The sequence below is a fragment of the Pseudomonas sp. NPDC087598 genome (assembly GCF_044743525.1).
In the GTDB taxonomy this organism is placed as follows: Bacteria; Pseudomonadota; Gammaproteobacteria; order Pseudomonadales; family Pseudomonadaceae; genus Aquipseudomonas.
In genome coordinates this window covers 1-24,215 of record NZ_JBIUWQ010000046.1, presented here as the reverse complement: position 1 = coordinate 24,215, position 24,215 = coordinate 1, and the positions used below count along the sequence as shown (strand labels likewise).

19 protein-coding genes are annotated in these 24,215 nt (G+C 61.4%); 6 read left to right on the top strand and 13 right to left on the bottom strand.

The window, feature by feature from the left end:
- Window positions 1-196 precede the first annotated feature (196 nt).
- On the top strand, window positions 197-2,038 hold the full coding sequence (gene ilvD / locus ACIOWE_RS21990) for a dihydroxy-acid dehydratase (RefSeq protein WP_201236412.1): 1,842 nt from the start codon (window positions 197-199) through the stop codon (window positions 2,036-2,038).
- 187 nt (window positions 2,039-2,225) lie between these two features.
- On the opposite strand, the gene ACIOWE_RS21985 is transcribed toward ilvD, so the two are convergent.
- Complete coding sequence (locus tag ACIOWE_RS21985; protein WP_401395777.1) at window positions 2,226-3,287, bottom strand: haloacid dehalogenase-like hydrolase; 1,062 nt, start codon at window positions 3,285-3,287, stop codon at window positions 2,226-2,228.
- Between the two features lie 240 nt (window positions 3,288-3,527).
- Between ACIOWE_RS21985 and ACIOWE_RS21980 the strand changes: the two genes are divergently transcribed.
- Entirely contained in the window at window positions 3,528-4,919 is a 1,392-nt protein-coding gene (locus ACIOWE_RS21980; protein WP_401395774.1) for an L-cystine transporter, read from the top strand.
- 120 nt (window positions 4,920-5,039) lie between these two features.
- Here ACIOWE_RS21980 and ACIOWE_RS21975 read toward each other — a convergent pair whose 3' ends face one another.
- Window positions 5,040-5,552, bottom strand: a complete 513-nt coding sequence (locus tag ACIOWE_RS21975) for a dihydrofolate reductase (protein WP_401395771.1) — start codon at window positions 5,550-5,552, stop codon at window positions 5,040-5,042.
- Window positions 5,553-5,637: 85 nt separating this feature from the next.
- Between ACIOWE_RS21975 and ACIOWE_RS21970 the strand changes: the two genes are divergently transcribed.
- On the top strand, window positions 5,638-7,011 hold the full coding sequence (locus tag ACIOWE_RS21970) for a DUF2868 domain-containing protein (RefSeq protein WP_401395768.1): 1,374 nt from the start codon (window positions 5,638-5,640) through the stop codon (window positions 7,009-7,011).
- Entirely contained in the window at window positions 7,004-8,380 is a 1,377-nt protein-coding gene (locus ACIOWE_RS21965; protein ID WP_401395765.1) for a GTPase/DUF3482 domain-containing protein, read from the top strand. Before ACIOWE_RS21970 ends, ACIOWE_RS21965 begins: the two co-directional genes overlap by 8 nt.
- Window positions 8,381-8,483: 103 nt before the next feature.
- Here ACIOWE_RS21965 and ACIOWE_RS21960 read toward each other — a convergent pair whose 3' ends face one another.
- The 7 genes from ACIOWE_RS21960 to ACIOWE_RS21930 all read right to left on the bottom strand — a co-directional run bounded on the left by ACIOWE_RS21960 (window position 8,484) and on the right by ACIOWE_RS21930 (window position 17,599).
- Complete coding sequence (locus ACIOWE_RS21960) at window positions 8,484-9,041, bottom strand: phosphonate degradation HD-domain oxygenase (RefSeq protein WP_401395762.1); 558 nt, start codon at window positions 9,039-9,041, stop codon at window positions 8,484-8,486.
- Window positions 9,041-10,174, bottom strand: a complete 1,134-nt coding sequence (locus ACIOWE_RS21955; RefSeq protein ID WP_401395759.1) for a TIGR03364 family FAD-dependent oxidoreductase — start codon at window positions 10,172-10,174, stop codon at window positions 9,041-9,043. Before ACIOWE_RS21955 ends, ACIOWE_RS21960 begins: the two co-directional genes overlap by 1 nt.
- Before the next feature lie 146 nt (window positions 10,175-10,320).
- On the bottom strand, window positions 10,321-11,346 hold the full coding sequence (locus ACIOWE_RS21950; RefSeq protein WP_401395756.1) for a putative 2-aminoethylphosphonate ABC transporter substrate-binding protein: 1,026 nt from the start codon (window positions 11,344-11,346) through the stop codon (window positions 10,321-10,323).
- Window positions 11,347-11,387: 41 nt separating this feature from the next.
- A complete protein-coding gene (locus tag ACIOWE_RS21945) occupies window positions 11,388-13,112 on the bottom strand; it encodes a putative 2-aminoethylphosphonate ABC transporter permease subunit (protein WP_401395753.1) in 1,725 nt (574 codons plus the stop codon).
- On the bottom strand, window positions 13,112-14,188 hold the full coding sequence (locus tag ACIOWE_RS21940) for a putative 2-aminoethylphosphonate ABC transporter ATP-binding protein (RefSeq protein ID WP_401395750.1): 1,077 nt from the start codon (window positions 14,186-14,188) through the stop codon (window positions 13,112-13,114). Before ACIOWE_RS21940 ends, ACIOWE_RS21945 begins: the two co-directional genes overlap by 1 nt.
- Before the next feature lie 221 nt (window positions 14,189-14,409).
- A complete protein-coding gene (locus tag ACIOWE_RS21935; protein ID WP_401395832.1) occupies window positions 14,410-15,273 on the bottom strand; it encodes a LysR family transcriptional regulator in 864 nt (287 codons plus the stop codon).
- A gap of 16 nt (window positions 15,274-15,289) precedes the next feature.
- The gene (locus ACIOWE_RS21930; RefSeq protein WP_401395747.1) at window positions 15,290-17,599 is read right to left on the bottom strand and encodes a heavy metal translocating P-type ATPase; all 2,310 of its coding nucleotides are present in this window, start codon (window positions 17,597-17,599) and stop codon (window positions 15,290-15,292) included.
- 84 nt (window positions 17,600-17,683) lie between these two features.
- On the opposite strand from ACIOWE_RS21930, the gene cadR reads away from it, so the two are divergent.
- On the top strand, window positions 17,684-18,133 hold the full coding sequence (gene cadR / locus ACIOWE_RS21925; RefSeq protein WP_034153703.1) for a Cd(II)/Pb(II)-responsive transcriptional regulator: 450 nt from the start codon (window positions 17,684-17,686) through the stop codon (window positions 18,131-18,133).
- Window positions 18,134-18,258: 125 nt separating this feature from the next.
- Here the strand turns inward: cadR and ACIOWE_RS21920 are convergent, their stop codons facing one another.
- The 3 genes from ACIOWE_RS21920 to ACIOWE_RS21910 all read right to left on the bottom strand — a co-directional run bounded on the left by ACIOWE_RS21920 (window position 18,259) and on the right by ACIOWE_RS21910 (window position 20,958).
- Window positions 18,259-19,230, bottom strand: coding sequence for a thymidylate synthase (locus tag ACIOWE_RS21920; RefSeq protein WP_401395743.1), 972 nt, complete (start codon window positions 19,228-19,230; stop codon window positions 18,259-18,261).
- A gap of 50 nt (window positions 19,231-19,280) precedes the next feature.
- On the bottom strand, window positions 19,281-20,096 hold the full coding sequence (gene lgt, locus ACIOWE_RS21915) for a prolipoprotein diacylglyceryl transferase (RefSeq protein WP_007913003.1): 816 nt from the start codon (window positions 20,094-20,096) through the stop codon (window positions 19,281-19,283).
- Window positions 20,097-20,175: 79 nt separating this feature from the next.
- On the bottom strand, window positions 20,176-20,958 hold the full coding sequence (locus ACIOWE_RS21910; RefSeq protein ID WP_401395740.1) for a sulfite exporter TauE/SafE family protein: 783 nt from the start codon (window positions 20,956-20,958) through the stop codon (window positions 20,176-20,178).
- A gap of 131 nt (window positions 20,959-21,089) precedes the next feature.
- On the opposite strand from ACIOWE_RS21910, the gene ACIOWE_RS21905 reads away from it, so the two are divergent.
- Window positions 21,090-21,836 carry an NRDE family protein gene (locus ACIOWE_RS21905; protein WP_401395737.1) on the top strand — a complete coding sequence of 249 codons (747 nt, stop codon included), beginning with the start codon at window positions 21,090-21,092 and terminating at the stop codon, window positions 21,834-21,836.
- 158 nt (window positions 21,837-21,994) lie between these two features.
- Here ACIOWE_RS21905 and ptsP read toward each other — a convergent pair.
- Window positions 21,995-24,215: phosphoenolpyruvate--protein phosphotransferase (gene ptsP, locus ACIOWE_RS21900; RefSeq protein ID WP_401395734.1), on the bottom strand; the 2,221-nt coding region annotated here is incomplete at its 5' end.

The window sequence follows — 24,215 nt, the reverse complement described above, 5'->3', positions numbered from 1 at the left end:
AGCGGTGTAGAATCGGCTGATTCATCGCCATTCATCCCCCGGCGGGTTTATGAGCTCAGGCTGAGACCAGCGGCGATCCCGCAACGTCATCGGCAACTTCCGGACACACGGCCATTTCTGAGTGTTCCAGACGTCAATAGAAGCTCTCTCCCCTTTAGCACCTGATTAGTAAGTGATTAGCCGCCCGGAGTGTTCCATGCCAGATTACCGCTCGAAAACATCCACCCACGGCCGTAACATGGCCGGCGCCCGCGCCCTGTGGCGCGCCACCGGGATGAAAGATGACGACTTCAAAAAGCCGATCATCGCGATTGCCAACTCCTTCACCCAGTTCGTACCGGGCCATGTGCACCTCAAAGACCTCGGTCAACTGGTCGCCCGCGAAATCGAACGCGCTGGCGGTGTAGCAAAAGAATTCAACACCATCGCCGTGGATGACGGCATCGCCATGGGCCACGACGGCATGCTGTATTCGCTGCCGAGCCGCGAGATCATTGCCGACTCCGTCGAGTACATGGTCAACGCCCACTGCGCCGACGCCATCGTGTGCATTTCCAACTGCGACAAGATCACCCCGGGCATGTTGATGGCTGCCTTGCGCCTGAACATTCCGGTGATCTTCGTTTCCGGCGGCCCGATGGAAGCCGGCAAGACCAAACTCGCGTCCCACGGCCTCGACCTCGTCGATGCCATGGTGATCGCCGCCGACGAAAGCGCTTCTGACGAGAAAGTCGCTGAGTACGAGCGCAGCGCCTGCCCGACCTGCGGTTCGTGCTCCGGCATGTTCACCGCCAACTCAATGAACTGCCTGACCGAAGCACTGGGTCTGGCATTGCCGGGCAACGGTTCGACCCTCGCCACCCACAGCGATCGCGAGCAGTTGTTCCTGCAGGCTGGCCGCACCATCGTCGAGCTGTGCAAGCGTTACTACGGCGAGAACGACGAATCGGTGCTGCCACGCAACATTGCTAACTTCAAAGCGTTCGAGAACGCGATGACGCTCGACATCGCCATGGGCGGTTCGACCAACACCATCCTGCACTTGCTCGCTGCCGCCCAAGAGGCGGAGATCGATTTCGACCTGCGCGACATCGACCGTCTTTCGCGCAGCGTTCCACAGCTGTGCAAAGTCGCGCCGAACATCCAGAAGTACCACATGGAAGACGTGCACCGCGCTGGCGGCATCTTCAGCATCCTCGGCTCGCTGGCCCGTGGCGGTCTGCTGCACACCGACCTGCCGACCGTGCACAGCCGCAGCATGGAAGAAGCGATCGCCAAGTGGGACATCACCCAGACCAACGATGAAGCGGTTCATCACTTCTTCAAGGCTGGTCCTGCCGGCATCCCGACCCAGACCGCGTTCAGCCAGTCGACCCGTTGGGAAACCCTGGATGACGACCGTGAAAACGGCTGCATCCGCAGCGTCGAACACGCCTATTCGCAAGAAGGTGGCCTGGCCGTGCTGTACGGCAACATCGCCCTCGACGGCTGCGTGGTGAAAACCGCCGGTGTCGACGAATCGATCCACGTCTTCGAAGGCAACGCGAAAATCTTTGAAAGCCAGGACAGTGCCGTACGCGGCATCCTCGCCGACGAAGTGAAGGCTGGCGACATCGTCATCATTCGCTACGAAGGCCCGAAAGGCGGCCCGGGCATGCAGGAAATGCTCTACCCGACCTCGTACCTGAAATCCAAAGGCCTGGGCAAAGCCTGTGCGCTGCTCACCGACGGTCGTTTCTCCGGTGGCACGTCGGGTCTGTCCATCGGCCACGCTTCGCCAGAGGCTGCGGCCGGCGGCGCGATCGGTCTGGTACAGGACGGCGACAAAGTGCTGATCGACATTCCGAACCGCTCGATCAACCTGTTGGTCAGCGACGAAGAACTGGCCGCACGCCGCGCCGAGCAGGACAAGAAAGGCTGGAAGCCGGTCGAGATTCGTCCTCGCAAGGTGACCACCGCCCTCAAGGCCTACGCTCTGCTGGCGACCAGCGCCGACAAGGGTGCTGTGCGTAACAAGGCAATGCTCGACGGCCTGTAAGTTTCAGCCGCCGAATAAAAATGCCCCGCCAAGTGCGGGGCATTTTTTTGTCTGACACGAGCTACTGAACACTGTAAATCCCCTGTGGGAGCGAGCCTGCTCGCGAATGCGGTAAGTCAGCAACGAAGATGGTGACTGATACAACGCTTTCGCGAGCAGGCTCGCTCCCACATTAGACCGGTGTGAGCTACTGGATCTCTTCTGGCTTGACGATCACCCAGTTCTTATCCGCTGTCACCGGCAAGCCTTCCTTGGCCTGCGCCGCCGCATGCTTGGCCATCATGCCGTTCAACTGGGTCATGTATTTGTCCTTGCGGTTAACCCACAAGTGAATGCCGCCCTTGGCCACGTCGACATCGTGGAACAGCATGTAACCGTCGCTGGTCGGGGTATCGCCACCTACCAGGACCGGTTTTTTCCATTCGTCGATGTAAGTCAGAATCGCCGCGTGCTTGCCGGCCATCCAGGTCGCCGGCGTCCACAGATACGGCGTCAGCTCCAGACCGAGGTTGGCCTTCTCGTCGTATTTGCCGGCAGTGATCTGCTTACGCGCGGTGGTCAGTTCGTTGGTTTCGCGGTTTTTCAACAGGGTGGTCACGCCGATGACATTCTGCGGTTTGACGTTGTAGCCGTACTTCGGATCGGCCGCGACCATACGCACCAGTTCTTCGGAAGCGGCGGTCATCACGTAAACCTCAATGCCGTTCTCCATCAGCTTGTTGTACAGCTCAACCTGGCCAGTGAAGATTTTCGGCGGCTGGACGTCGAGGGTCTTGACCACATCGCCTTCGTAATAAGTCGCCGGCACTGGTTTGCCCGAAGCCATCAGCTCATCGACGTAGCCTTTGAGTTCCTTGAGGGTGAAGCCGGAGAACACTTGCGCCACCCACGGGTAGCAGACCATGTCGTCGACCTCGCAGAGGCGATAGTAGTAACTGAACAGACTTTCCTTATGGTCGGCGGTGTCTTTGAACGGCATCAGTTTCAGGGAGGGGTCAAGCTTGTCGCGGGTGATCAGGCCCTTGTTTTCCATGAACGGCAGCAAGGACTCTTCGAGGTCGTAGCGGTAGCTGGTGTTGTCCATGTCGAACACCGCGTAGTTACCCTTGTTGGCGTTGGCCGCGATCATCGCGTCCAGTGCCTTGGCCTGATCCGCCGGCCAGTGTTTCAGGTCGGTGGCAAACGCCTGACCGGCCAGGCCCAAACCTACAGTCAGTGCGACAGCCAGAAATTTCGGTGCGAACTTCATCGATGCTTTCTCCCTGAGCTAAAGACATCGACGCTAACAAATAAGTGTGACAGTCCTCGTCTGTCAGCGACCGCTCACGTCCCCATCGCGCCAGAAACATTGCCGAGAGCGACACACGCTTATTCCAAAAACGACGGACGACCTTCAATTTCGGTATTAAATCATTGGAAATCAAACTGTTAGGCTTGCCGGTTCGCAGCAGCCCCGGAAGGCTGTTGGCAAAGTCTTTCTGGAGTTCTCATGAACCTACCGTTGATTCTTAACCTGCTGGTGTTCCTCGCCCTGCTCTTCGGTCTGGCGCAAACCCGTCACACCTCGTGGAGCCTGGCGAAAAAAGTCCTGCTCGCGCTGGTGTTGGGCGTGGCCTTCGGCGTGGCGCTGCACAGCGTTTACGGTGCCGGCAACCCGGTATTGAAAGCCTCGATCGGCTGGTTCGATCTGGTCGGCAACGGCTATGTGCAGTTGCTGCAAATGATCGTCATCCCGCTGGTGTTCGCCTCGATCCTCAGCGCCGTGGCGCGCCTGCACAACGCTTCTTCGTTGGGCAAGATCAGTTTCCTGACCATCGGCACGTTGCTGTTCACCACGGCGATTGCGGCGCTGATCGGTATCGGCCTGACCAACCTGTTCGGCCTCACCGCTGAAGGTCTGGTTGCCGGCACCCAGGAAATGGCCCGTCTGCAAACCATTCAGAGCGACTATGCCGGTAAGGTTGCCGACCTGAATGTGCCGCAACTGCTGCTGTCGTTCATCCCGCAGAACCCGTTCGCTGATCTGGCCCGGGCCAAGCCGACCTCGATCATCAGCGTGGTGATTTTCGCTGCGTTCCTCGGGGTTGCCGCGCTGCAACTGCTCAAGGACGACGTCGAAAAAGGTCAGAAAGTGATCAACGCCATCGACACCCTGCAAGCCTGGGTGATGCGTCTGGTGCGTCTGGTCATGAAACTGACCCCGTACGGCGTGCTGGCGCTGATGACCAAAGTGGTCGCCGGTTCCAACCTGCAAGACATCATCAAGCTCGGCAGTTTCGTCGTGGTCTCGTACCTCGGTCTGGGTCTGATGTTCGTGGTGCACGGTTTGCTGGTGTCGGCGGCCGGGATCAACCCGCTGCGTTTCTTCCGCAAGATCTGGCCGGTGCTGACGTTCGCGTTCACCAGCCGTTCCAGTGCCGCGAGCATTCCGCTGAGCATTGAAGCGCAGACTCGTCGTCTGGGGATTCCACAATCGGTGGCCAGTTTTGCCGCATCGTTCGGCGCGACGATTGGCCAGAACGGTTGCGCAGGTCTGTACCCGGCGATGTTGGCGGTGATGGTTGCGCCAACCGTTGGCATCAACCCGCTGGATCCGCTGTGGATCGCGACATTGGTGGCGATTGTGACCCTGAGTTCGGCCGGTGTGGCAGGCGTGGGTGGCGGTGCGACGTTCGCCGCACTGATCGTGCTGCCGGCGATGGGCTTGCCGGTGTCACTGGTGGCGTTGCTGATTTCGGTGGAGCCGCTGATCGACATGGGTCGTACGGCGTTGAACGTGAGCGGTTCGATCACAGCTGGCGCGATCACCAGTCAGGTGATGCAGCAGACCGATAAAGAACTGCTGGATGCGGATGAGCATGCGGAGCTTGCTCAGGCTTAAGCTCTTCTTTGCCTGATCTGGCCTCATCGCTGGCAAGCCAGCTCCCACAGTGTCCGAGGTGAAACACATATTGTGTGAACACCATCGATCCCTGTGGGAGCTGGCTTGCCAGCGATGCTTTTAAGCCTTTTCCCAGACTTCGAAGTTGTACGCCGGTTTATCGCCTTCCGCTGGGTTCGGCACGTTCGACACCAGTTTCCACTGCTTCAAATCAAACTCCGGAAACCACGCATCACCCTCCGGGCTCAGCGCTACACGGGTCAAATACAAGCGATCCGCATCAGCCAGCCCTTGCGCATACAACTGTGCGCCGCCGATCAGCATCAGTTCATCAACGCCCTGCGCCTTCGCCCATTCCTCGGCGCGAATCACGGCTGCTTCCAGCGACGGATAAACCTCGGCACCTTCGAGCACCAGATCGGCCTGACGGCTGACTACGATGTTCAAGCGCCCCGGCAGCGGCCGGCCGAGCGAATCCCAGGTCTTGCGACCCATGATGATCGGCTTGCCCAAGGTCGTCGCCTTGAAGTATTTGAAGTCCCCCGGCAGGTGCCAGGGCATGCTGTTGTCGACGCCGATCACGCGGTTTTCACCGAGGGCTGCGATCAGGCTGAGGGGGAGTGATTTAGTCATGCCGGCGAGGATACCAGAGCCTCGCTTACCCCGATAAGCGCCACAGCGGTTATGCTCACGGCTCAATTGAGCGACGGGATGCCGCGTGACTGAACTGACTCCACTGCAAAACCTCTGGTTGACCGAAACCGTGCGCCTGCGTGAAGAACACGCCGGGCCTCTGGATGATCTGGAAGCCAATCGTCTGGCCCGCACGGCCGGCGGCGATCTGCCGAGCCGTATTCAGCGCCGGGCGCTGTGGCTGGCTGAGCGTGATGGCCTGACTTCTGCACTCAAACACTGGCTGCAAGGCGCGCGTCTGGCGCTGATGGTGCTGATGATTTTCGCCGTATTGAGCGGTGCCGGGCTGGCCTTCGCCGCGCTCGGACAAACCCCGGTCAACGTGTTCTGGGCCTTGGGCAGCCTGCTCGGGTTGAATCTGATTCTGTTGCTGAGCTGGGCGCTGGGGCTGATTTTTGCCGGCGAACATGGTGCCACGTTGGGCCGCTTGTGGTTGTGGCTCAGCGAAAAATTCGCCCGCGACGCCAAAGCCGCGCAACTGGCGCCGGCACTGCTGTTGATGCTCCAGCGCCAGAAGCTCAATCGCTGGGCGCTGGGCGCACTGGTCAACGGCTTGTGGTTATTGGCGATGCTCAGCGCACTGATTCTGTTGCTGACGCTGATGGCGACACGGCGCTACGGCTTTGTCTGGGAAACCACGATTCTCAGTGCCGACACCTTTATCCACGTCACTCAGGCACTCGGCTATCTGCCTTCGCTGCTCGGTTTCAATGTGCCGACCGTGGAGATGATCCGCGCCAGCGGCGACGGCGCACTCGACATCGAAAGTGCCCGTCAGGCCTGGGCGACATGGCTGGTCGGTGTGCTGGTGGTCTACGGCGTAGCCCCGCGTTTGTTGCTCGCGCTGTTTTGCCTGTGGCGCTGGAATGCCGGCCAAGCCGCGCTGCGTCTGGATCTGAACCTGCCGGGCTACGCGCAATTGCGCGAACGCCTGATGCCGACCAGCGAACGTCTCGGCGTCAACGATCCGGAGCCGGCGCAGATGCATCGCGTCGAATGCGGCGTTGGCGAACTCACCAGCGAAGGTGCGTTGCTGGTCGCCATCGAACTCGATGAGCAACGTCCATGGCCGCCGACGCTACCGAATAACGTCAGCAACGCCGGCATCCTCGACAGCCGCGAATCGCGACACAAACTCCTTGAGCAACTGAGCCGTTTCCCGCCGGCACGTCTGGCCATCGCCTGCGATCCACGGCGCTCGCCGGATCGCGGCAGCCTCGCCTTGATCGCCGAACTGGCACGCAGTGCCGGCGAAACCCGCGTCTGGCTGCTGCAAGCACCACCCGGCGAAGCGCTGGACGCCGAGCGCCTCGGCGACTGGCACATCGCGTTGCAACAGCTTGAACTACCGTTCGCCGATTGCGCACCGTTGAACTGGCTGGAGACAGGTCATGACTGATACCTGGAAAGCACCGCTGAAACTCGCGGTGGTCGGCCACACCAACGTCGGCAAGACCTCGCTGCTGCGCACGCTGACCCGCGACGTGGGTTTTGGCGAAGTCTCCCATCGCCCAAGCACCACCCGCCACGTCGAAGGCGCGCGGTTATCGGTGGACGGCGAACCGCTGCTCGATCTCTACGATACCCCGGGACTGGAAGACGCCATCGCCCTGCTGGATTTTCTTGAACGTCTCGAACGCCCCGGCGAGCGCCTCGACGGCCCGGCGCGGCTGGCGCGGTTTCTCGACGGCAGCGAGGCACGCCAGCGTTTCGAACAGGAAGCCAAGGTGCTGCGGCAACTGCTCGCCTCCGATGCCGGTTTGTATGTGATCGATGCTCGCGAACCGGTGCTGGCCAAGTACCGCGACGAACTGGAAGTGCTCGCCAGTTGCGGCAAACCGCTGCTGCCGGTGCTGAATTTCGTCAGCAGCGCCAACCATCGCGAGCCGGACTGGCGTGAAGCGTTGGCGCGCCTCGGCCTGCATGCGCTGGTGCGTTTTGACAGCGTGGCGCCGCCGGAGGATGGCGAGCGGCGGCTGTACGAGAGTCTGGCGTTATTGCTGGAAACGGCGCGGCCGCAACTGGAGCGATTGATCGCTGATCAGCAAGCCCAGCGCCTCGCCCGCCAGCAAAGTGCGGCGCGACTGATCGCCGAACTGCTGATCGACTGCGCCGCGTGTCGACGCAGTGTGGTCAGTGAAGCCGAGCAGGAACAGCAAGCCATCAGCGAACTGCGCAAAGCCGTGCGTCAGCGCGAGCAGAAATGCGTCGAGGCGCTGCTCAAGCTCTATGCGTTTCGCCCGCAAGATGCAGCGGCCAGTGACTTGCCGTTGCTCGATGGCCGTTGGGGCGATGACCTGTTCAACCCGGAAACACTCAAGCAACTCGGCGTGCGCGTTGGTGGCGGCATCGCCGCAGGCGCGGCAGCCGGGGCTGGTGTCGATTTGCTGGTCGGCGGGATTACCCTCGGTGCCGCGGCGTTGGCAGGGGCAATTGCCGGTGGCGCCCTGCAAACGGCGCGCAGTTATGGCAGCCGCTTGCTCGGCAAGATCAAAGGGCAGCGCGAGCTGACAGTGGATGATGGGGTGCTGCGGTTATTGGCGTTGCGCCAGCGGCAGTTGTTGCTGGCACTGGATCAGCGTGGGCATGCGGCGATGGACACGGTTCAGGTGGCAACGCCACAGGACAAGACCTGGCGCGAGGGCAAGTTACCCGAGGCGCTGAGCAAGGCACGGGCGCATCCGCAATGGTCCTCGCTGAATCCGCAGGCGAAGTTGAATCAGGCCGAGCGGCAGGAGCAGATTGAGTCCCTGGCTAGAGATCTGTAGCGGCTGATCTGGCGCTATCGCGAGCAGGCTCACTCCTACAGTGGACCGCGTTCACCTTGTAGGAGTGAGCCTGCTCGCGATAGCCGCATCTCGATTCAAAGACCTACGCAACAAGAAGCCGCGCCGCTTTCTCTTTCAGCACTGCCATATCAATCACCGGCACCGCCATCTCCTTGGCCAATTCATCCCACTGGCGCATGCGCAAACTGACGGCACACAACGGATCGCGCTCAAACGCAGCCGCCTCAGCCTCGCTCATCACCCCGCCCTGATATTCCAGCGTTCTGCGACTGGCTTCACTCAACCGCTGGAAATACCCAGGCTCGCGCAACGTCAGATACCGCTTGGCCTGCACGTGATATTCCACCAGTCGCGCCATGCGCTCACTGAACCCGGCCTCACGCAGATAATCGGCACCGAGGCGCTCGTGGCTGACCACGCCATAACCACCCATGTTCTCTGCGCCCTCGGCGCACAAATGGCCGATGTCATGAAAGAACGCCGCCAGCACCACTTCGTCATCAAAACCTTCGGCCATCGCCAGTTCGGCCGCCTGAGACATGTGCTCGATCTGCGACACCGGCTCGCCGATGTAATCACGGGTGCCAAATCGCTCATACAGCCCGAATACCCGCGCCACGATGTGTTGGTGATCGGCCATCAGATTTCCTCCAGCAACTGCGCCACGTTGCGCTCGGCCATCGCCGGGCCGACGCTCATGCCGACGCCAGTGTGCATCAGCGCCACACTCAACCCCGGTGCCGGGCGCAGGAACGAAAATGGCCCCGGCCCCCGGGAACCATAGACGCCCTGCCAGCGCTCGACCACTTGCACCTTGCAGCCCAGCGTCTGTTCGGCCAGCTCGATCATCCAGTCGTCGACTTGTTCGGCGTTGAATGGTGAAGGGTCGCTGCCGTAATGGTGCGAGTCGCCGATGATCAACTCGCCGTAAGGCGTCGGACTGATCAGCAGGTGAATGCCGTTTTCATGCAGGTGCGGTTGCTCTCGGAGAATCTGCGCCTGCACCGCTGCGGCTTCCGGCAGGTCGGCGAAGGCGCCGTAGTGCACGCAACTCAGGCCCGTGAGCAAGGCGTGTTGCAGATTCAGCTCGACTCGTGGTTTGGCGCGGAGCATTTGCAACCGGCAGATCTGCGGATCGAGTGCGGCAATCGGCTCGGCCAGCAAGGTCTGATAGTCGTGGCCGGAGCAGACGATGATCTGCTTGGCGGTGAAGCTGCCGGCGGTGCTTTGCAGGTGCCCCGGCTCGACGTCACGCACCAGCGTGGAGAAGTGAAACTCGACGCCGAGGTCGCGACGCAGGTAGTCGATCAGCGCCGGAATCGCTTCGCGCGAATACAATTGTTGATCGTCGGCGCCGTGAAGTGCGGCGCGGTGATGGCTGAACTGGCCGTTGTACACGTCGCGCAGTGCCGCGCCGCGCAGCAAGTCGACGTTGTAACCGTGCTCGACGGCGCGCCCGGCGCAGAAGGCTTCGAGCAGATGTTCTTCGGCTTCGGTGCGAGCGAACAGGTACGAGCCGTTGCGTTTGATTTTCAGCCCGGCGAGTTGCGCCCAGTCGCCCCAGATGTCGCGGCTGGCCTTGGCCAGTTCGAGCATTTGGCCTGGCGGCTGGCCGGTGACCAGCGCCTGGCCGAAGTTGCGCACCGAAGCGCCGAGCGGCGTGGCGGTGCGTTCGAAAACCGCGACCTTGAGACCGCGCTTGGCGGCAGCGTAGGCGTGGGACAGGCCGAGGATGCCGGCGCCTACGATGAGCAGGTCTTTGTATTGGGTCATTTGGAGGTGCTCTGAATGCGAGACCGCTTTCGCGAGCAGGCTCGCTCCCACAGGGGATTTTTGGTGCACACAGAGTTTGCGTTCACTGAAGATCCAATGTGGGAGTGAGCCTGCTCGCGATGAGGCCCTGTCAGTCGATAAAGATCTTACTTGGCAGCGACTTTCTCGGACTTGCCGTCATAGCGCTTGCGCCACTCGGTGAGGATCTCGTCGCGATTCTTCGAAGCCCAGGCAAAGTCGTTCTTGATCAGACGCTGCTCGTAGTCCGCCGGCAATTCAGTTTGCGGCTTGGCAATACCCGGCTGCGCGAGCACCGCGAAGTTCTCCTTGTACAGGTCCATCGCCTCGGCGCTGGCAGAGAAGTCAGCCAGTTTCTTCGCCGCGTCTTCATGCGGCGTGCCTTTGATCACGGCAGTCGCTTCGATCTCCCAGCCCAGACCCTCCTTAGGCAGGATGATGTCCAGCGGCGCGCCCTGACGCTTCAGCTGTACGGCCGGGTACTCAAAGGAAATCCCGATCGGAAATTCACCGGCCGCTGCCAGTTTGCAAGGCTTGGAACCGGAGTGAACGTACTGACCGATGTTCTGGTGCAGACCGTCCATGTAGGCCCAGCCCTGTTTCTCGCCGAAGGTTTGCAGCCAGGCGCTGACGTCGAGGAAACCAGTGCCGGACGAGGCCGGGTTGGGCATGACGATCTTGCCCTTGTACTCAGGCTTGGTCAGGTCCTGCCAGCTCACTGGTTTGGTCAGGCCCTGTTTCTCGGCTTCGACGGTGTTGAAACAAATGGTCGCGGCCCAGACGTCCATGCCGACCCAGGCTGGCGGGTTGGCCGCATCGCGATAGTTCGCGCCGATCTTGCCGAGATCCTTCGGCGCGTAGCTTTGCAGCATGCCCTGCTGATCGAGGATCGCCAGACTCGAAGCGGCGAGACCCCACACCGCGTCAGCCTGCGGACGGGCCTTTTCGGCCAACAGTTTGGCGGTGATGATCCCGGTGGAGTCACGCACCCACTTGATCTCGACGTCCGGGTTGGCCTTCTCGAACGCGGCTTTGTAAGCAGTCAATTGCTCGGCTTCGAGGGCGGTGTACACCGTCAACTCGGTTTTTGCCGCGAAGGCATTCAGGCTGAAAGTAGCGAGCACAGCAGCGGCCAGGGCCATAGGCTTGAACATGATCGTTTTCCTGTAGGTGAGTTGAGGTTGGCAGGTGTGAATCAGTGACCGGGCGCGGTTTGCCGCCAGGCTTGGGAACGGCGCAGCAAGCCGCGCGAAGCCCACGCCAGCAGCAAGGACACGCCCGCCGAGGTGAACAGAATCAGGGTCGACATCGCCGCCGCGCCGCCGACGTTGCCGGCGTCATCCATGTTCAGCACTGCTACCGCTGCAAGGATGGTGTCGGGGCTGTAGAGGAAGATCGCTGCAGAAACCGTGGTCATCGCCGAGACGAACAGGTAGCGCACGATGTCGAGCAGCGCCGGCAGACAGATCGGCACGGTGACGCGCAGGTAGTGCCGATACAGCGGCGCCTTGAGTGACAGCGCAGCGGCTTCGAACTCGGCATCGAGTTGGCGCAGTGCGGTGGTCGCGGTCATTTGCGCGGTGGTCAGGTAGTGCGCAATGGTGCAGACGATCAGCAGCGTCATCGTCCCGTAGAGCACGTGCAGCGGGTTGCCGCTGAGGTTGAAGAAGAAAACGTAACCCAGACCGAGCACCAGCCCCGGCACCGCCATCGGGATGAAACTGAGCATGCGCAAGGTCAGGTTGAGGCCACGCTGAGTGCGGGTTTTCTCCATCAGGTACGCGCCGGTAAAGATCAGCAGACTGCCGATCAACGCCGTGCCCAGTGCCATCTTCAAACTGTTGCTGTAGGCCAGCCAGCCACCGCCGGCGGTTTCGTTGAACTGGTAATGGTTGAGCGACAACGACAGGTTGTACGGCCAGAACTTAACCAGCGACGAAAACACCGCCATGCCGAACACCAGAATCAACGCAGCGCTGATCAACAGGACAATCGCCAGATAGCAGCCATCGCGCAGTTTCGAAGGCGCCGGTTTGAACACCTGCGCACGCCCGCTCATGGAATCGCCGTGACGGCGACGCAGCCAGGCATCGACGCCAAAGCTGAACAGCGCCGGCAGCAACAACACCATGCCGATCAACGCGCCACGACCGAATTGCTGCTGGCCGACCACGGCTTTGTAGGCTTCCAGCGCCAGCACTTGGTAGTCGCCACCGACCACCACCGGTACGCCGAAGTCGGTGATGGTCAGGGTGAACACCAGGCAGAACGCGGCGAACACGGCCTGACGGGTTGCCGGCCAGGTGATGCTGCGAAATGCCTTGGTCGGACTGGCGCCCATGCTTGATGCGGCATCGAAAAGACGCGCATCCGCCAGCGACAGCGCTGAGAGCAAAATCATCAACGCGTGCGGGAAGGTGTAAATCACCTCGCCCAGCACAATGCCCCAGAAGCCGTAGATGTTGTCCGAGAGCAGCCCGCGCAACATGCCCTGATTGCCGAACAGATAGACCAGGGCAATGCCCGGCAGCATCGACGGCGCCATCAGCGGCAACAGGGAAATCCCGCGCCAGATGCCCTTGGCCGGAATCAGCGTGCGTTGCAGCGCGTAGGCAAACAGATAAGCCAGCGGTACGACGATGGCCGCGACACTGAGGGAAACCTTGAGGCTGTTACCGAGCAGCCAGTGGAAATTCTCGCTGGTCACCAACTCTTTCGCCGCGACCCAGCCACCGCCCTGCCCGGCCTCGCTACTAAAGCCGCGCCAGAAGATCGCCAGCAGCGGCAGCAACACCGCGACACCGAGCAACACCAGCAAGAGGACTTTGCCGCCGACCACAAAAATGCGGTCACCGATCTCGGCACGGGAGGTCTGCTGCACTCGCTTGTGCGGTAGCGGCAGCGCGAGGTTGCTGTTCATCAGGCAAACACCTGCAAGCTGCGCGGCGGCAAGGCGACCATGATTTGCTGGGCGCCGAGGCGCGGCATGGCTTCCGGGGCGAGTTCAGCGAGTAGCGCGTGGCCCGGCAGTTGATCGAGTTCGAAGCTCATGCGGCAGCGGTTGCCAAGGAAAGTGATCTCGCGGACTTTGGCCGGAAACAGGTTTTCCTCATGCACCAGCGGATTGACGTTGATCGCTTCCGGGCGGCAGAACAAACGGCCCGAGGCACGCTGGACGCTGCCGTCGCTCAGGCGCAGGTTCATCCCGCCGACCTGCGCGTGGCTGTCGCTGCTGCGCTGGAACGGCAGCCAGTTGCCCTGACCGACGAACTCGGCCACGAACGGCGTGGCCGGGCGGTTGTAGATTTCCTGCGGGGTGGCGTACTGCTCGACGCGGCCGTTGTTCATCACGGCGATGCGGTCGGCCATCAGCATGGCTTCGTCCTGATTGTGCGTGACCATCAGGGTGGTGATGCCGAGGTTGCGCTGCAGTTGGCGCAGCTCGGTGCACAGATGCTCGCGGACGCGGGCGTCGAGGGCTGACATCGGTTCGTCGAGCAGCAGCAGCGACGGTGCAGGTGCCAAGGCGCGGGCCAGAGCGACGCGTTGCTGTTGGCCGCCGGACAATTGGCCGGGGTACTTTTTCTCGCTGCCGATGAGGCCGACCAGTTCGAGCATCTGCCCGACGCGGCGGCGCACTTCGTCGCGACCGCTGCCGGCGAGGCCGTAGGCTATGTTCGCTTCGACGGTCAGATTGGGAAACAACGCGTAGGACTGGAACAGAATCCCGTAGTCGCGGGCCTGTGGGGCGAGGTGCGAGACGTCGCGGTCACCGAGGTACAACTCGCCGCTGTCCTGCTTTTCCAGACCGGCGATGCAGCGCAGCAGCGTGGTCTTGCCGCAGCCCGACGGGCCGAGCAGGCAGACCAGTTCACCGGCGGCGACGTCGAGGGAGACGTTATCCAGCGCAGTGAACGCGCCGAAGCGTTTCTGCACGCCGCGCACTTTCATCGGCGCACCGGGGTTGGTCAGGGCAGTTGCGATTGCAGGATTCATGGACAGACCTCATCAAGCAGATGAGGCTCATCCTAGAGTTGTAATGCGTCCGTCATGTGGCAACAAGGCAAAAACGGCCGATAGTGGTATTCGGGGATTTTGGTTCAGATGAATGTTGTCTGCACCGGCGCCATCGCGAGCAGGCTCACTCCTACAGGGGAACGCATTCCAATGTAGGAGTGAGCCTGCTCGCGATGAGGTCAGAACGGTCACCGAAGATCTCAGGCCGGGGACATTTCCTGGGCCAACCCAAGAAACGCCGCCGGCAAGCGCGCATTCTTCCGCTCCTTGAGGCAATACAGATACTCGGGAATCTGCGGCGCATTCTCGATGGTCAGCACGCGCAACTGCGGATCATGCGGCACTTCCTGGCGGGCAATGATGCTGATGCCGATATTGCGCAGCACCGCCTCACGGATCGACTCGCGGCTGCCAATCTCCAGCAGCGGCCCGAAACTCACGCCCGCGCTGGCCAGCAACTCTTCAGTCAATCGCCGCGTGGTCGAGCCGGTTTCACGCATCAATAACGTATGTCCGGCCAACGCGCCGAGCGCCACATGCTCCTGCGCTGCCAGCGGATGATTGCGATGCACCGCCAGCACCAGCGGATCAGTGCCGAGAACCCGGCGTATCAACCGCGCATCCTCGAGCAGTTGCGACGATGCCGCGACATCCACCCGATAGTCCTCCAGCGCCTCAAGCACCTGCTGCGAGTTGCCGATTTCCACCGACACTTCCACCTGCGGCAGACGCTCGCGGAAGGCCTTCACCAGATCGAGGATGTAATAAGGCGCCGTGGCGGCGATGCGCAAAGTGCCCTGCACCTGGCCGCTGTTGCGCAAGAAGAACTCGATGTCGGCTTCCTGCTGCAACAGCGCCTTGACCATCGGCAGCAACCGCGCACCTTCGTCGCTGACGCTCAGACGGCGACCGCCACGGTAGAACAGCTCCACCGAATACTGGCTCTCCAGATTGCGGATCTGCGTGGTCACGGTCGGTTGGCTAAGGCCGAGCTTTTTCGCCGCCAGCGTGATGCTGCCCAGGCGGGCGACCATGTAAAACGCTTTCAGCTCGGCACTCAGCACAACCATCCCTCATCGTTTATTTACGCAGCAGGCGCAAACCGTTGAACACCACCAACAAGCTCACGCCCATGTCGGCAAACACCGCCATCCACATGGTGGCGAGCCCGGCGAAGGTTACCCCAAGAAAGATAGCCTTGATCACCAGCGCCAACGCGATGTTCTGTTTCAGAATGCTCGCGGTGTTGCGCGACAGGCTGATGAACGCCGGGATCTTGCGCAGATCGTCGTCCATCAGGGCGACATCGGCGGTTTCAATCGCGGTGTCGGTGCCGGCTGCGGCCATGGCAAAACCAATCTCGGCGCGGGCCAGTGCCGGCGCGTCGTTGATGCCGTCGCCGACCATGCCGACCCGATGCCCCTGCTGGTACAGGTCTTCGATGGCTTGCAGCTTGTCGGTCGGCAGCAAATCGCCCTTGGCCTGATCGATCCCGACCTGAGCGGCAATCGCCTGCGCGGTGTGGACGTTGTCGCCGGTAAGCATCAGGGTTTTCACGCCCAAAGCATGCAGCTGACGGATCGCTTCGCGACTGGTTTCCTTGACGGTATCGGCCACGGCAAACAGTGCCAGCGGGCCGGACTTGTCGAGCAGCAACACCACCGATTTACCCTGCTTTTCCAGCGCAAACAGCTTTTCTTCCAGTTGCGGCGAGCACAGACCCAATTCTTCGACCAACCGATGGTTGCCCAAGTGATAGGTCTGGCCGTTGATTTCACCTTTGACGCCACGACCGCCCAACGCCTCGAAGTTATCCACAATCAGCGCGGCGAAGTTTTTATCCACAGCGGCGTTGGCGATGGCCAGCGACACCGGGTGATCGGAACGTCCGGCCAGTGCAGCGGCAATCGCTGGAGCGGTGGCGTCGGCCGTCGGGTCGAGGGACAGGTAATCGGTCTGCACCGGTTTGCCGTGGGTGATCGTCCCGGTTTTATCCAGCGCCAGATAATCGAGCTTGAAACCGCCCTCCAGGTACACGCCGCCCTTGACCAGAATGCCTTTGTGCGCCGCCGCCGCGAGGCCGCTGACGATGGTCACCGGGGTGGAAATCACCAGTGCGCACGGGCAAGCCACCACCAGCAGCACCAGTGCGCGGTAGATCCAGTCGAACCACGCCGCGCCCATGAACAGTGGCGGGATGATCGCCACGGCCAAGGCCAACACAAACACCACGGGGGTGTAGATTTTCGAGAACTGATCGACGAAGCGCTGGGTCGGCGCACGCGCACCTTGGGCTTGCTCGACGGCATGGATGATTCGCGCCAGGGTCGAATTGTTCGCCGCTGCGGTGACCGTGTATTCCAGCGACCCGGCCTGGTTGATGGTGCCGGCAAAGACTTTATCGCCGACGGTTTTTTCCACCGGCAGGCTTTCACCGGTAATCGGCGCCTGGTCGATGGTAGAGCTGCCGCTGACGACTTCGCCGTCCAGCGCAATGCGCTCACCGGGTTTTACCCGCACGCGGGCGCCCAGTTCGACGCTTTTGACCTCTTGTTCGATCCAGTTACCGTCGGCTTGCTGCACGGTGGCCTGTTCCGGGGTCATCTGCATCAGACCACTGATGGCGTTACGGGCACGATCCAGCGATCGCGCTTCAATCAGTTCAGCCACGGTGAACAGGAACATCACCATCGCCGCTTCCGGCCACTGCCCGATCAACACCGCGCCAGTCACGGCGATGCTCATCAGCGCATTGATGTTGAGGTTGCGGTTCTTCAGCGCGATCCAGCCCTTTTTATAGGTGGTCAGGCCGCCGCTGAGGATCGACACCAGCGCAATGATCGCCACCACCCAGGTCGGTGCGGCGCTGGTGAAGTGGATCACCTCGGCAGCAAGCGCACCGACGCCGGACAGTGCCAGCGGCCACCAGTGTTTTTTCACTGGCGCAGGAGCTGGCGCGTCGACGCCCGCCTCCAGCGGCTCGGCGTGCATGCCCAGGGATTTGATCGCCTCGGTGATCGGCGCGGTGTTCGGCAACGTGTGAGTCACGCCGAGCACGCGGTTGATCAGGTTGAACTCCAGTTGCTCGACGCCGACCAGTTTGCCGAGCTTGTTCTGGATCAGCGTCTGCTCGGTCGGACAGTCCATCGCCTCGATGCGGAAACTGCTCAGCCGCGCATCGGCACTGGTCTTATCGCTCAGTTGCACCAACGCAGGCGCTGCGGCTTTCGACGAGCAGCAGGAATCTTCGTGCGCATGAACCGGTGCCGGTGCTGCAACTTTCGACCCGCAGCAGGAATCGCCGCCATGTGAATGCTTATGCACAGGCTGCAATTTGTGGCTGTGGTCGTGCCCGTCGCCGGGCTTGTGGGTGTGCTGAGAATCGCTCATTGGTCGCGTCCATGAAGGTGCCTGTTGCCAAGTAAAGACCCTGTAGCCACTATAGGGTCAAGCACCCTTTTGGAGATTGCCGTCATGAAGATCGGAGAACTGGCCAAACTGACCGACTGCGCCGTGGAAACCATCCGTTATTACGAGCGCGAAAACCTGCTGCCGGAACCTGCGCGCAGCGACGGCAACTACCGCGTCTACACCCAGGCCCACGCCGAACGCCTGACCTTCATCCGCAACTGCCGCACCCTCGACATGACCCTCGAAGAAATCCGCAGCCTGCTGACCTTGCGCGACAGCCCGCAGGATCAGTGCGAGAGCGTTAATGCGCTGATCGACGAGCATATCCAGCATGTGAAAGCGCGGATTGACGGGTTGCTGGCATTACAGACGCAACTGCTCGACCTGCGCCAACGCTGCGGCGAAGGGCCGATGGCTGATCAATGCGGGATTTTGCAACGGCTGGAAGTGAGTGGCGGCGTGGTCGCGACGGAAGTCGAACACTCCCACGTAGGCCGCAGCCACGGCCATTAAGACTCACGCAAAACCAAATGTGGGAGCGAGCCTGCTCGCGAAAGCGGTGTATCAGTCGACATCTCTATGACTGACACGCCCTCTTCGCGAGCAGGCTCGCTCCCACAGGGGTTTTGTGCAACGGCTTAGACCGCCATTGGCGCGGTCATTGGCGCGTGGTGTTCGTAGCCTTCCAGCGAGAAGTCGCTCGGTTCCACCAGCTCCAGCCATTCCGGCTGGTACACACCGGTCTTGGCAAACTCCGGTACACGATCGGAGATTTTCAGTTTCGGCATGGCGAACGGCTCGCGCTTGAGCTGTTCGTTGAGCATGTCCAGATGGTTCTCGTAGACGTGCGCATCACCGATGAAATAGGTAAACCAGCGCGGCGTGTAGCCGGTCAGGCGACCGATCAGACTCAGCAACGCGGCGCCTTCGGTGAGGTTGAACGGTGTGCCCAGCCCCAGATCGTTGGAACGGATGTAGAGGGTCAGGGAAATTTCCCTGGTCTCGACATTCGGGTGGAACTGGTACAGCAGGTGGCATGGCGGCAAGGCCATTTCATCGAGCTGGGCGCAGTTCCAGCCGTGGAACAGGATGCGGCGGCTGCCCGGATCCTTGATGATCGTGTCGACGCACTGACGCACCTGATCGATGGCTTTGTACAGCACCACGTAGGCCTGACCGTCTTCTTCGCCTTGGGCGATCTGCTTGTAGCCGTTGCTCAAGGTTTGTTCGATGGCCGCCGTGTTGCTCAGCGGGATCTGCTTGTACGCCGGCCATTTGCGCCATTGCACGCCGTAGATCTCGCCGAGGTCGTCGTCGCCCTGACGGAACGGGTTGGCCAGCCACTGCGCGTTTTCATTGGCGTTCTGGTCCCAGACCTTGCAGCCCAGCGCACGGAACTCGGCAGCGTTATTGACGCCACGGAGAAATCCGCACATCTCGCCGATGGCCGATTTGAAGGCCATTTTGCGCGTGGTAATCGCCGGGAAACCTTCCTGCAGATCGAAACGCAGCATCGCTCCCGGAAAACTGATGGTGTTGATGCCGGTGCGGTTGGCCTGTTTGGTGCCGTTCTGGATGACGTGCGAGACCAGTTCGAGATATTGCTTCATGAGTTACCTGTGTCCTTTGAGCCCCGGCGTCGCGCGCCGGGGTTCGTAGTTTAAGCCGTCGGCGCGAGCGGTGCTGCGGGCGCGCGACGATAGGCCAGCCAGATCAGGAACAGCCCGCCGACGATCATCGGCACGCAGAGTACCTGGCCCATGGTCAGCCAGTTCCAGGCCAGATAGCCCAATTGCGCGTCCGGCACGCGGACGAACTCGACGATGAAACGGAAGATGCCGTAAAACAACGCGAACATGCCGGAAACGGCCATTGTCGGGCGCGGTTTACGCGAGAAGATCCACAGAATGAGGAACAGCGCTACGCCTTCGAGCGCGAATTGATACAACTGCGAGGGGTGACGCGGCAGCTGCGCAGGATCGCTGAACGGCGGGAAAACCATGGCCCACGGCACGTCAGTCGCCTTGCCCCAGAGTTCGGCATTGATGAAGTTACCAATACGCCCGGCACCCAGGCCGATCGGCACCATTGGCGCGACGAAGTCCATCAACTGGAAGAACGACTTGCCGTTGCGCTTGCCGAACCACAACGCTGCGAGCATCACGCCGATGAAGCCGCCATGGAACGACATGCCGCCCTTCCACACTTCGAAAATCAGCGTCGGATTGGCCAGATAAGCGCTCAGATCGTAGAACAGCACGTAACCGAGACGTCCACCGACAATCACCCCCATCGACATCCAGAAGACCATGTCGGAGAGTTTCTCCTTGGTCCAGGTCGGGTCGAAACGGTTGAGCCGGCGCGACGCCAGCAGCCATGCACCGCCGATACCGATCAGGTACATCAGGCCGTACCAATGGATTTTCAGCGGACCGATGGCCAGAGCCACCGGGTCGATCTGCGGGTAAGGCAGCATTGCGACTCCTCGTTAGAGTTGAAACCAAAATTCCCGGGCGACGCTGTCACCTCAGGATTAAGCCAGGATTGCGACGCGGCTAAAGCAGAAAGCTCAAACCCACGCTGAACAGCAAAGCGGCGAACAGCCGTTTCAGCAAGCGCGGCGACAATCTGTGCGCCAGACGCGCGCCGATGCGGGCGAACACCATGCTGGTCAGGGCGATGCCCAACAACGCCGGCAAATAAACAAAACCGAGACTATGGGCTGGCAGCAACGGATCATGCCACCCCAGAATCATGAAACTTAATGCACTGACCAAAGCGATTGGCAGACCGCAGGCCGACGATGTCGCCACCGCCTGCTGCATCGGCACACTGCGCCAGGTCAGGAACGGCACGGTCAGCGAACCACCGCCAACGCCAAATATCGCCGAGGCCCAGCCGATCACACCGCCGGCCACGGTCAGACCGAGTTTGCCCGGCACGGTTCGGCTGGCCTTGGGTTTGATGTCCAGCGCCAACTGCAGCGAAATCACCAGGGCGAACACACCGATGATTTTTTGCAGGTTGGGCCCCGAGATCGCTTCAGCCGTCAGCGCACCGAAACCGGCACCCAACAGAATGCCTACCGCCATCCACATGAAGATCGGCCAGCGCACTGCACCACGCCGATGGTGTTCACGCACGGCGTTGACCGAAGTGAAGATGATCGTTGCCAGCGACGTACCCACCGCCAGATGCGTAAGGATCGACGGGTCAAAGCCTTGCAGGGTGAAACTGAACACCAGCACCGGGACAATGATGATCCCGCCGCCCACCCCGAACAGCCCGGCCAGTATGCCTGCACAGGCGCCCAGCGCCAGATAGAGCAGAAATTCCATGACCGTCTCCCAAGGCGCATCCGCAAAACAGGAGCGGCATGGTAACGGATGCATGGCCTCCTGCTCCACTTACGATGGATGCACGGACGCTGGATGCGTAGAGTGAGCAAAAAACACACAAGGACCACCTTATGTGCCTGATTGTTTTCGCCTGGCGCCCGGGCCATGCCCAGCCGCTGATCGTCGCGGCCAACCGTGACGAATTCTATGCCCGGCCAAGCCTGCCGCTGGCGCAATGGCCGGAGGAGCCACACGTGCATGCCGGGCGTGATCTTGAAGCCGGAGGGACCTGGCTCGGCATTGGCGCCAATGGCCGATTCGCCGCGCTGACCAATATTCGCGATCCGCACCAACCGCCAGCGCGCAAATCGCGGGGTGAACTGGTGGCCCGGTTTCTGACGGGCGATGCGTCGATAGATGATTATTTGAGCGATGTGGTCGGACGTGCGCCGGAATATGCCGGGTTCAATCTGCTGCTCGGCAACAGCCATGAACTGTGGCACTTCAATGCGCGGATGTCGGAGCCGGTGATGCTTGAGCCCGGTGTCTACGGGTTATCCAATGCCGGGCTGGATACGCCATGGCCCAAATTGCTCAAGGCCAAGGCAGCGTTGAGCGCTGTGCTGGAGGATCCGCAGCCTGCGCGATTGCTGGAATTGCTGGGGGATGCGCAGACCGCGCCGTTTGCCGAACTGCCGGATACCGGCGTTGGGCTGGCGACTGAATCATTGCTGTCAAGTGTGTTTATTGCCAGCCAGAGTTACGGGACGCGGGCGAGTACGGCGTTGATCGTGCAGGCGGATGGGACGCGGCGAATGGTGGAGCGCAGTTTCGGGCCGTATGGCGGGCATTTGGGCGAGGTGGAGATCAATATCTGAAAGCAAGCAACCATTGTGGCGAGGGAGCTTGCTCCCGCTCGGTTGCGAAGCAGCCGCAATTCAGCCATGCGATTTCTCTGAAGAAACTCATTGACCGAATTGGGAGCGCTCCGCACTCCAGCGGGAGCAAGCTCCCTCGCCACAGGGTCCTCAGGGTGCTAGAGGGCTTTGTTGACCGCCGGCGGATTGATCTTCGACAACCCAAGGTTCTTCAGCGCCAGTTGCAGCGAACTGTGGATAACTTGCGGGTTATCGATGGTCATCAGCTCCGCCAACAATTCCTTGGCCTTGCTCAGATTGACCTGACGCAGCATCCATTTCACCTTCGGCAAGTTGGTGGCGTTCATCGACAGGCTGTCGAACCCCATCGCCATCAACAGCACGGCCGCCGACGGATCACCGGCCATTTCGCCGCAGATGCTCACCGGTTTGCCCTCGGCATGCGCATCGCGGACCACGGTTTGCAACGCTTGCAGCACCGCCGGGTGCAGGTAGTCGTAGAGGTCGGCCACCCGTGGGTTGTTGCGGTCGACCGCCAGCAAATACTGGGTCAAGTCGTTGGAACCGACGGACAGGAAGTCGACCATCCGCGCCAGTTCCTTGGTCTGATACACCGCTGCCGGAATCTCGATCATCACGCCGATTGGCGGCATCGGCACGTCGGTGCCTTCGTCGCGCACTTCGCCCCAGGCTCGGTGGATCAGGTGCAAGGCTTCTTCGAGCTCGTGGGTGCCGGAGATCATCGGCAGCAGAATCCGCAGGTTGTTCAGGCCTTCGCTGGCCTTGAGCATTGCGCGGGTCTGCACCAGGAAGATTTCCGGGTGGTCCAGCGTCACGCGAATGCCGCGCCAGCCGAGGAACGGGTTGTCTTCCTTGATCGGGAAGTACGACAGCGACTTGTCACCACCGATGTCGAGGCTGCGCATGGTCACCGGTTGCGGGTGGAACGCGGCGAGCTGTTCGCGGTAGATCGCCAGTTGTTCCTTCTCGCTCGGGAAACGCTGATTGATCATGAACGGCACTTCGGTGCGGTACAGGCCGACACCTTCGGCACCACGCTTCTGCGCCCGCGCCACGTCTGCCAGCAAACCGGTGTTGACCCACAGCGGCATGCGGTGGCCATCGAGGGTCACGCACGGCAGGTCGCGCAGGGTGTCGAGGCCCAGCGCCAGTTGTTTCTCTTCTTCGACGACTTCGGCGAACTGCTTGCGCAGCACTTCGCTGGGGTTGGTATAGACCTCGCCGCGTGTGCCGTCGACGATCATTTCGATGCCGTCGACCTTGGCGTACGGCAGATCAACCAGACCCATCACCGTCGGAATGCCCATGGCCCGGGCCAGAATCGCGACGTGGGAGTTACCCGAACCGAGTACCGAGACCAGACCGACCAGCGTGCCTTCCGGCACCTCACCGAGCATTGCCGGGGTCAGCTCTTCGCTGACCAGAATGGTTTTTTCCGGGTAGACCAGGTTCTGCTGCCGCTCTTCCTGCAAATAGGCGAGCAGGCGGCGACCGAGATCCTTGACGTCCGAGGCGCGCTCACGCAGGTAAGCGTCGTCCATCAGTTCGAAACGGTTAACGTGCTCGGTGACCACCTGACGCAGGGCGCCCTGGGCCCACTGGCCGGTCTTGATTACGGTAGTGATTTCGCTGCCGAGCGAGGCATCGTCGAGCATCATCAGGTAGACGTCGAACAGCGCACGCTCTTCCGGGCGCAACTGGGTCGCGAGTTTGGCGGACAAGGCGCGCATGTCGGCGCGCACGCCTTCGATGGCGGTCTTGAACAGCGCCAGCTCCGCGTCGATGTCGGTGATGGTCTTGTCCGGCACCACGTCGAGATCGGCTGGCGGCAGCATGACCACGGCGGTACCGACCGCCGCACCCGGCGAACCCGGCACACCGACGAACTTGGCTTCCTGAATACCCTTGCCCTGACGACCCAGACCGCGGATCGAACCGGTGGCCTCGGCGTGGGCGATAACGCCGGCGAGCTGCGCGCTCATGGTCACGAGGAAGGCTTCTTCACCTTCATCGAACTGGCGGCGTTCTTTTTGCTGGATGACCAACACGCCGACGACGCGGCGGTGGTGAATGATCGGTGCACCGAGGAACGAGGCGTAACGCTCTTCACCAGTCTCGGCGAAGTATCGATAGCGCGGGTGATCCGCAGCGTTTTCGAGGTTCAGGGGTTCTTCACGCGTGCCGACCAGACCGACCAGACCTTCGTTGGGTGCCATGCTGACCTTGCCGATCGAGCGCTTGTTCAAGCCCTCGGTGGCCATCAGGACGAAGCGGGTGGTCTCGGGATCAAGCAGGTAGACCGAGCAGACCTGGCTGCCCCTGGCGTCTTTGTCGCGCACGGGGGGCTTGCGCGGCGGC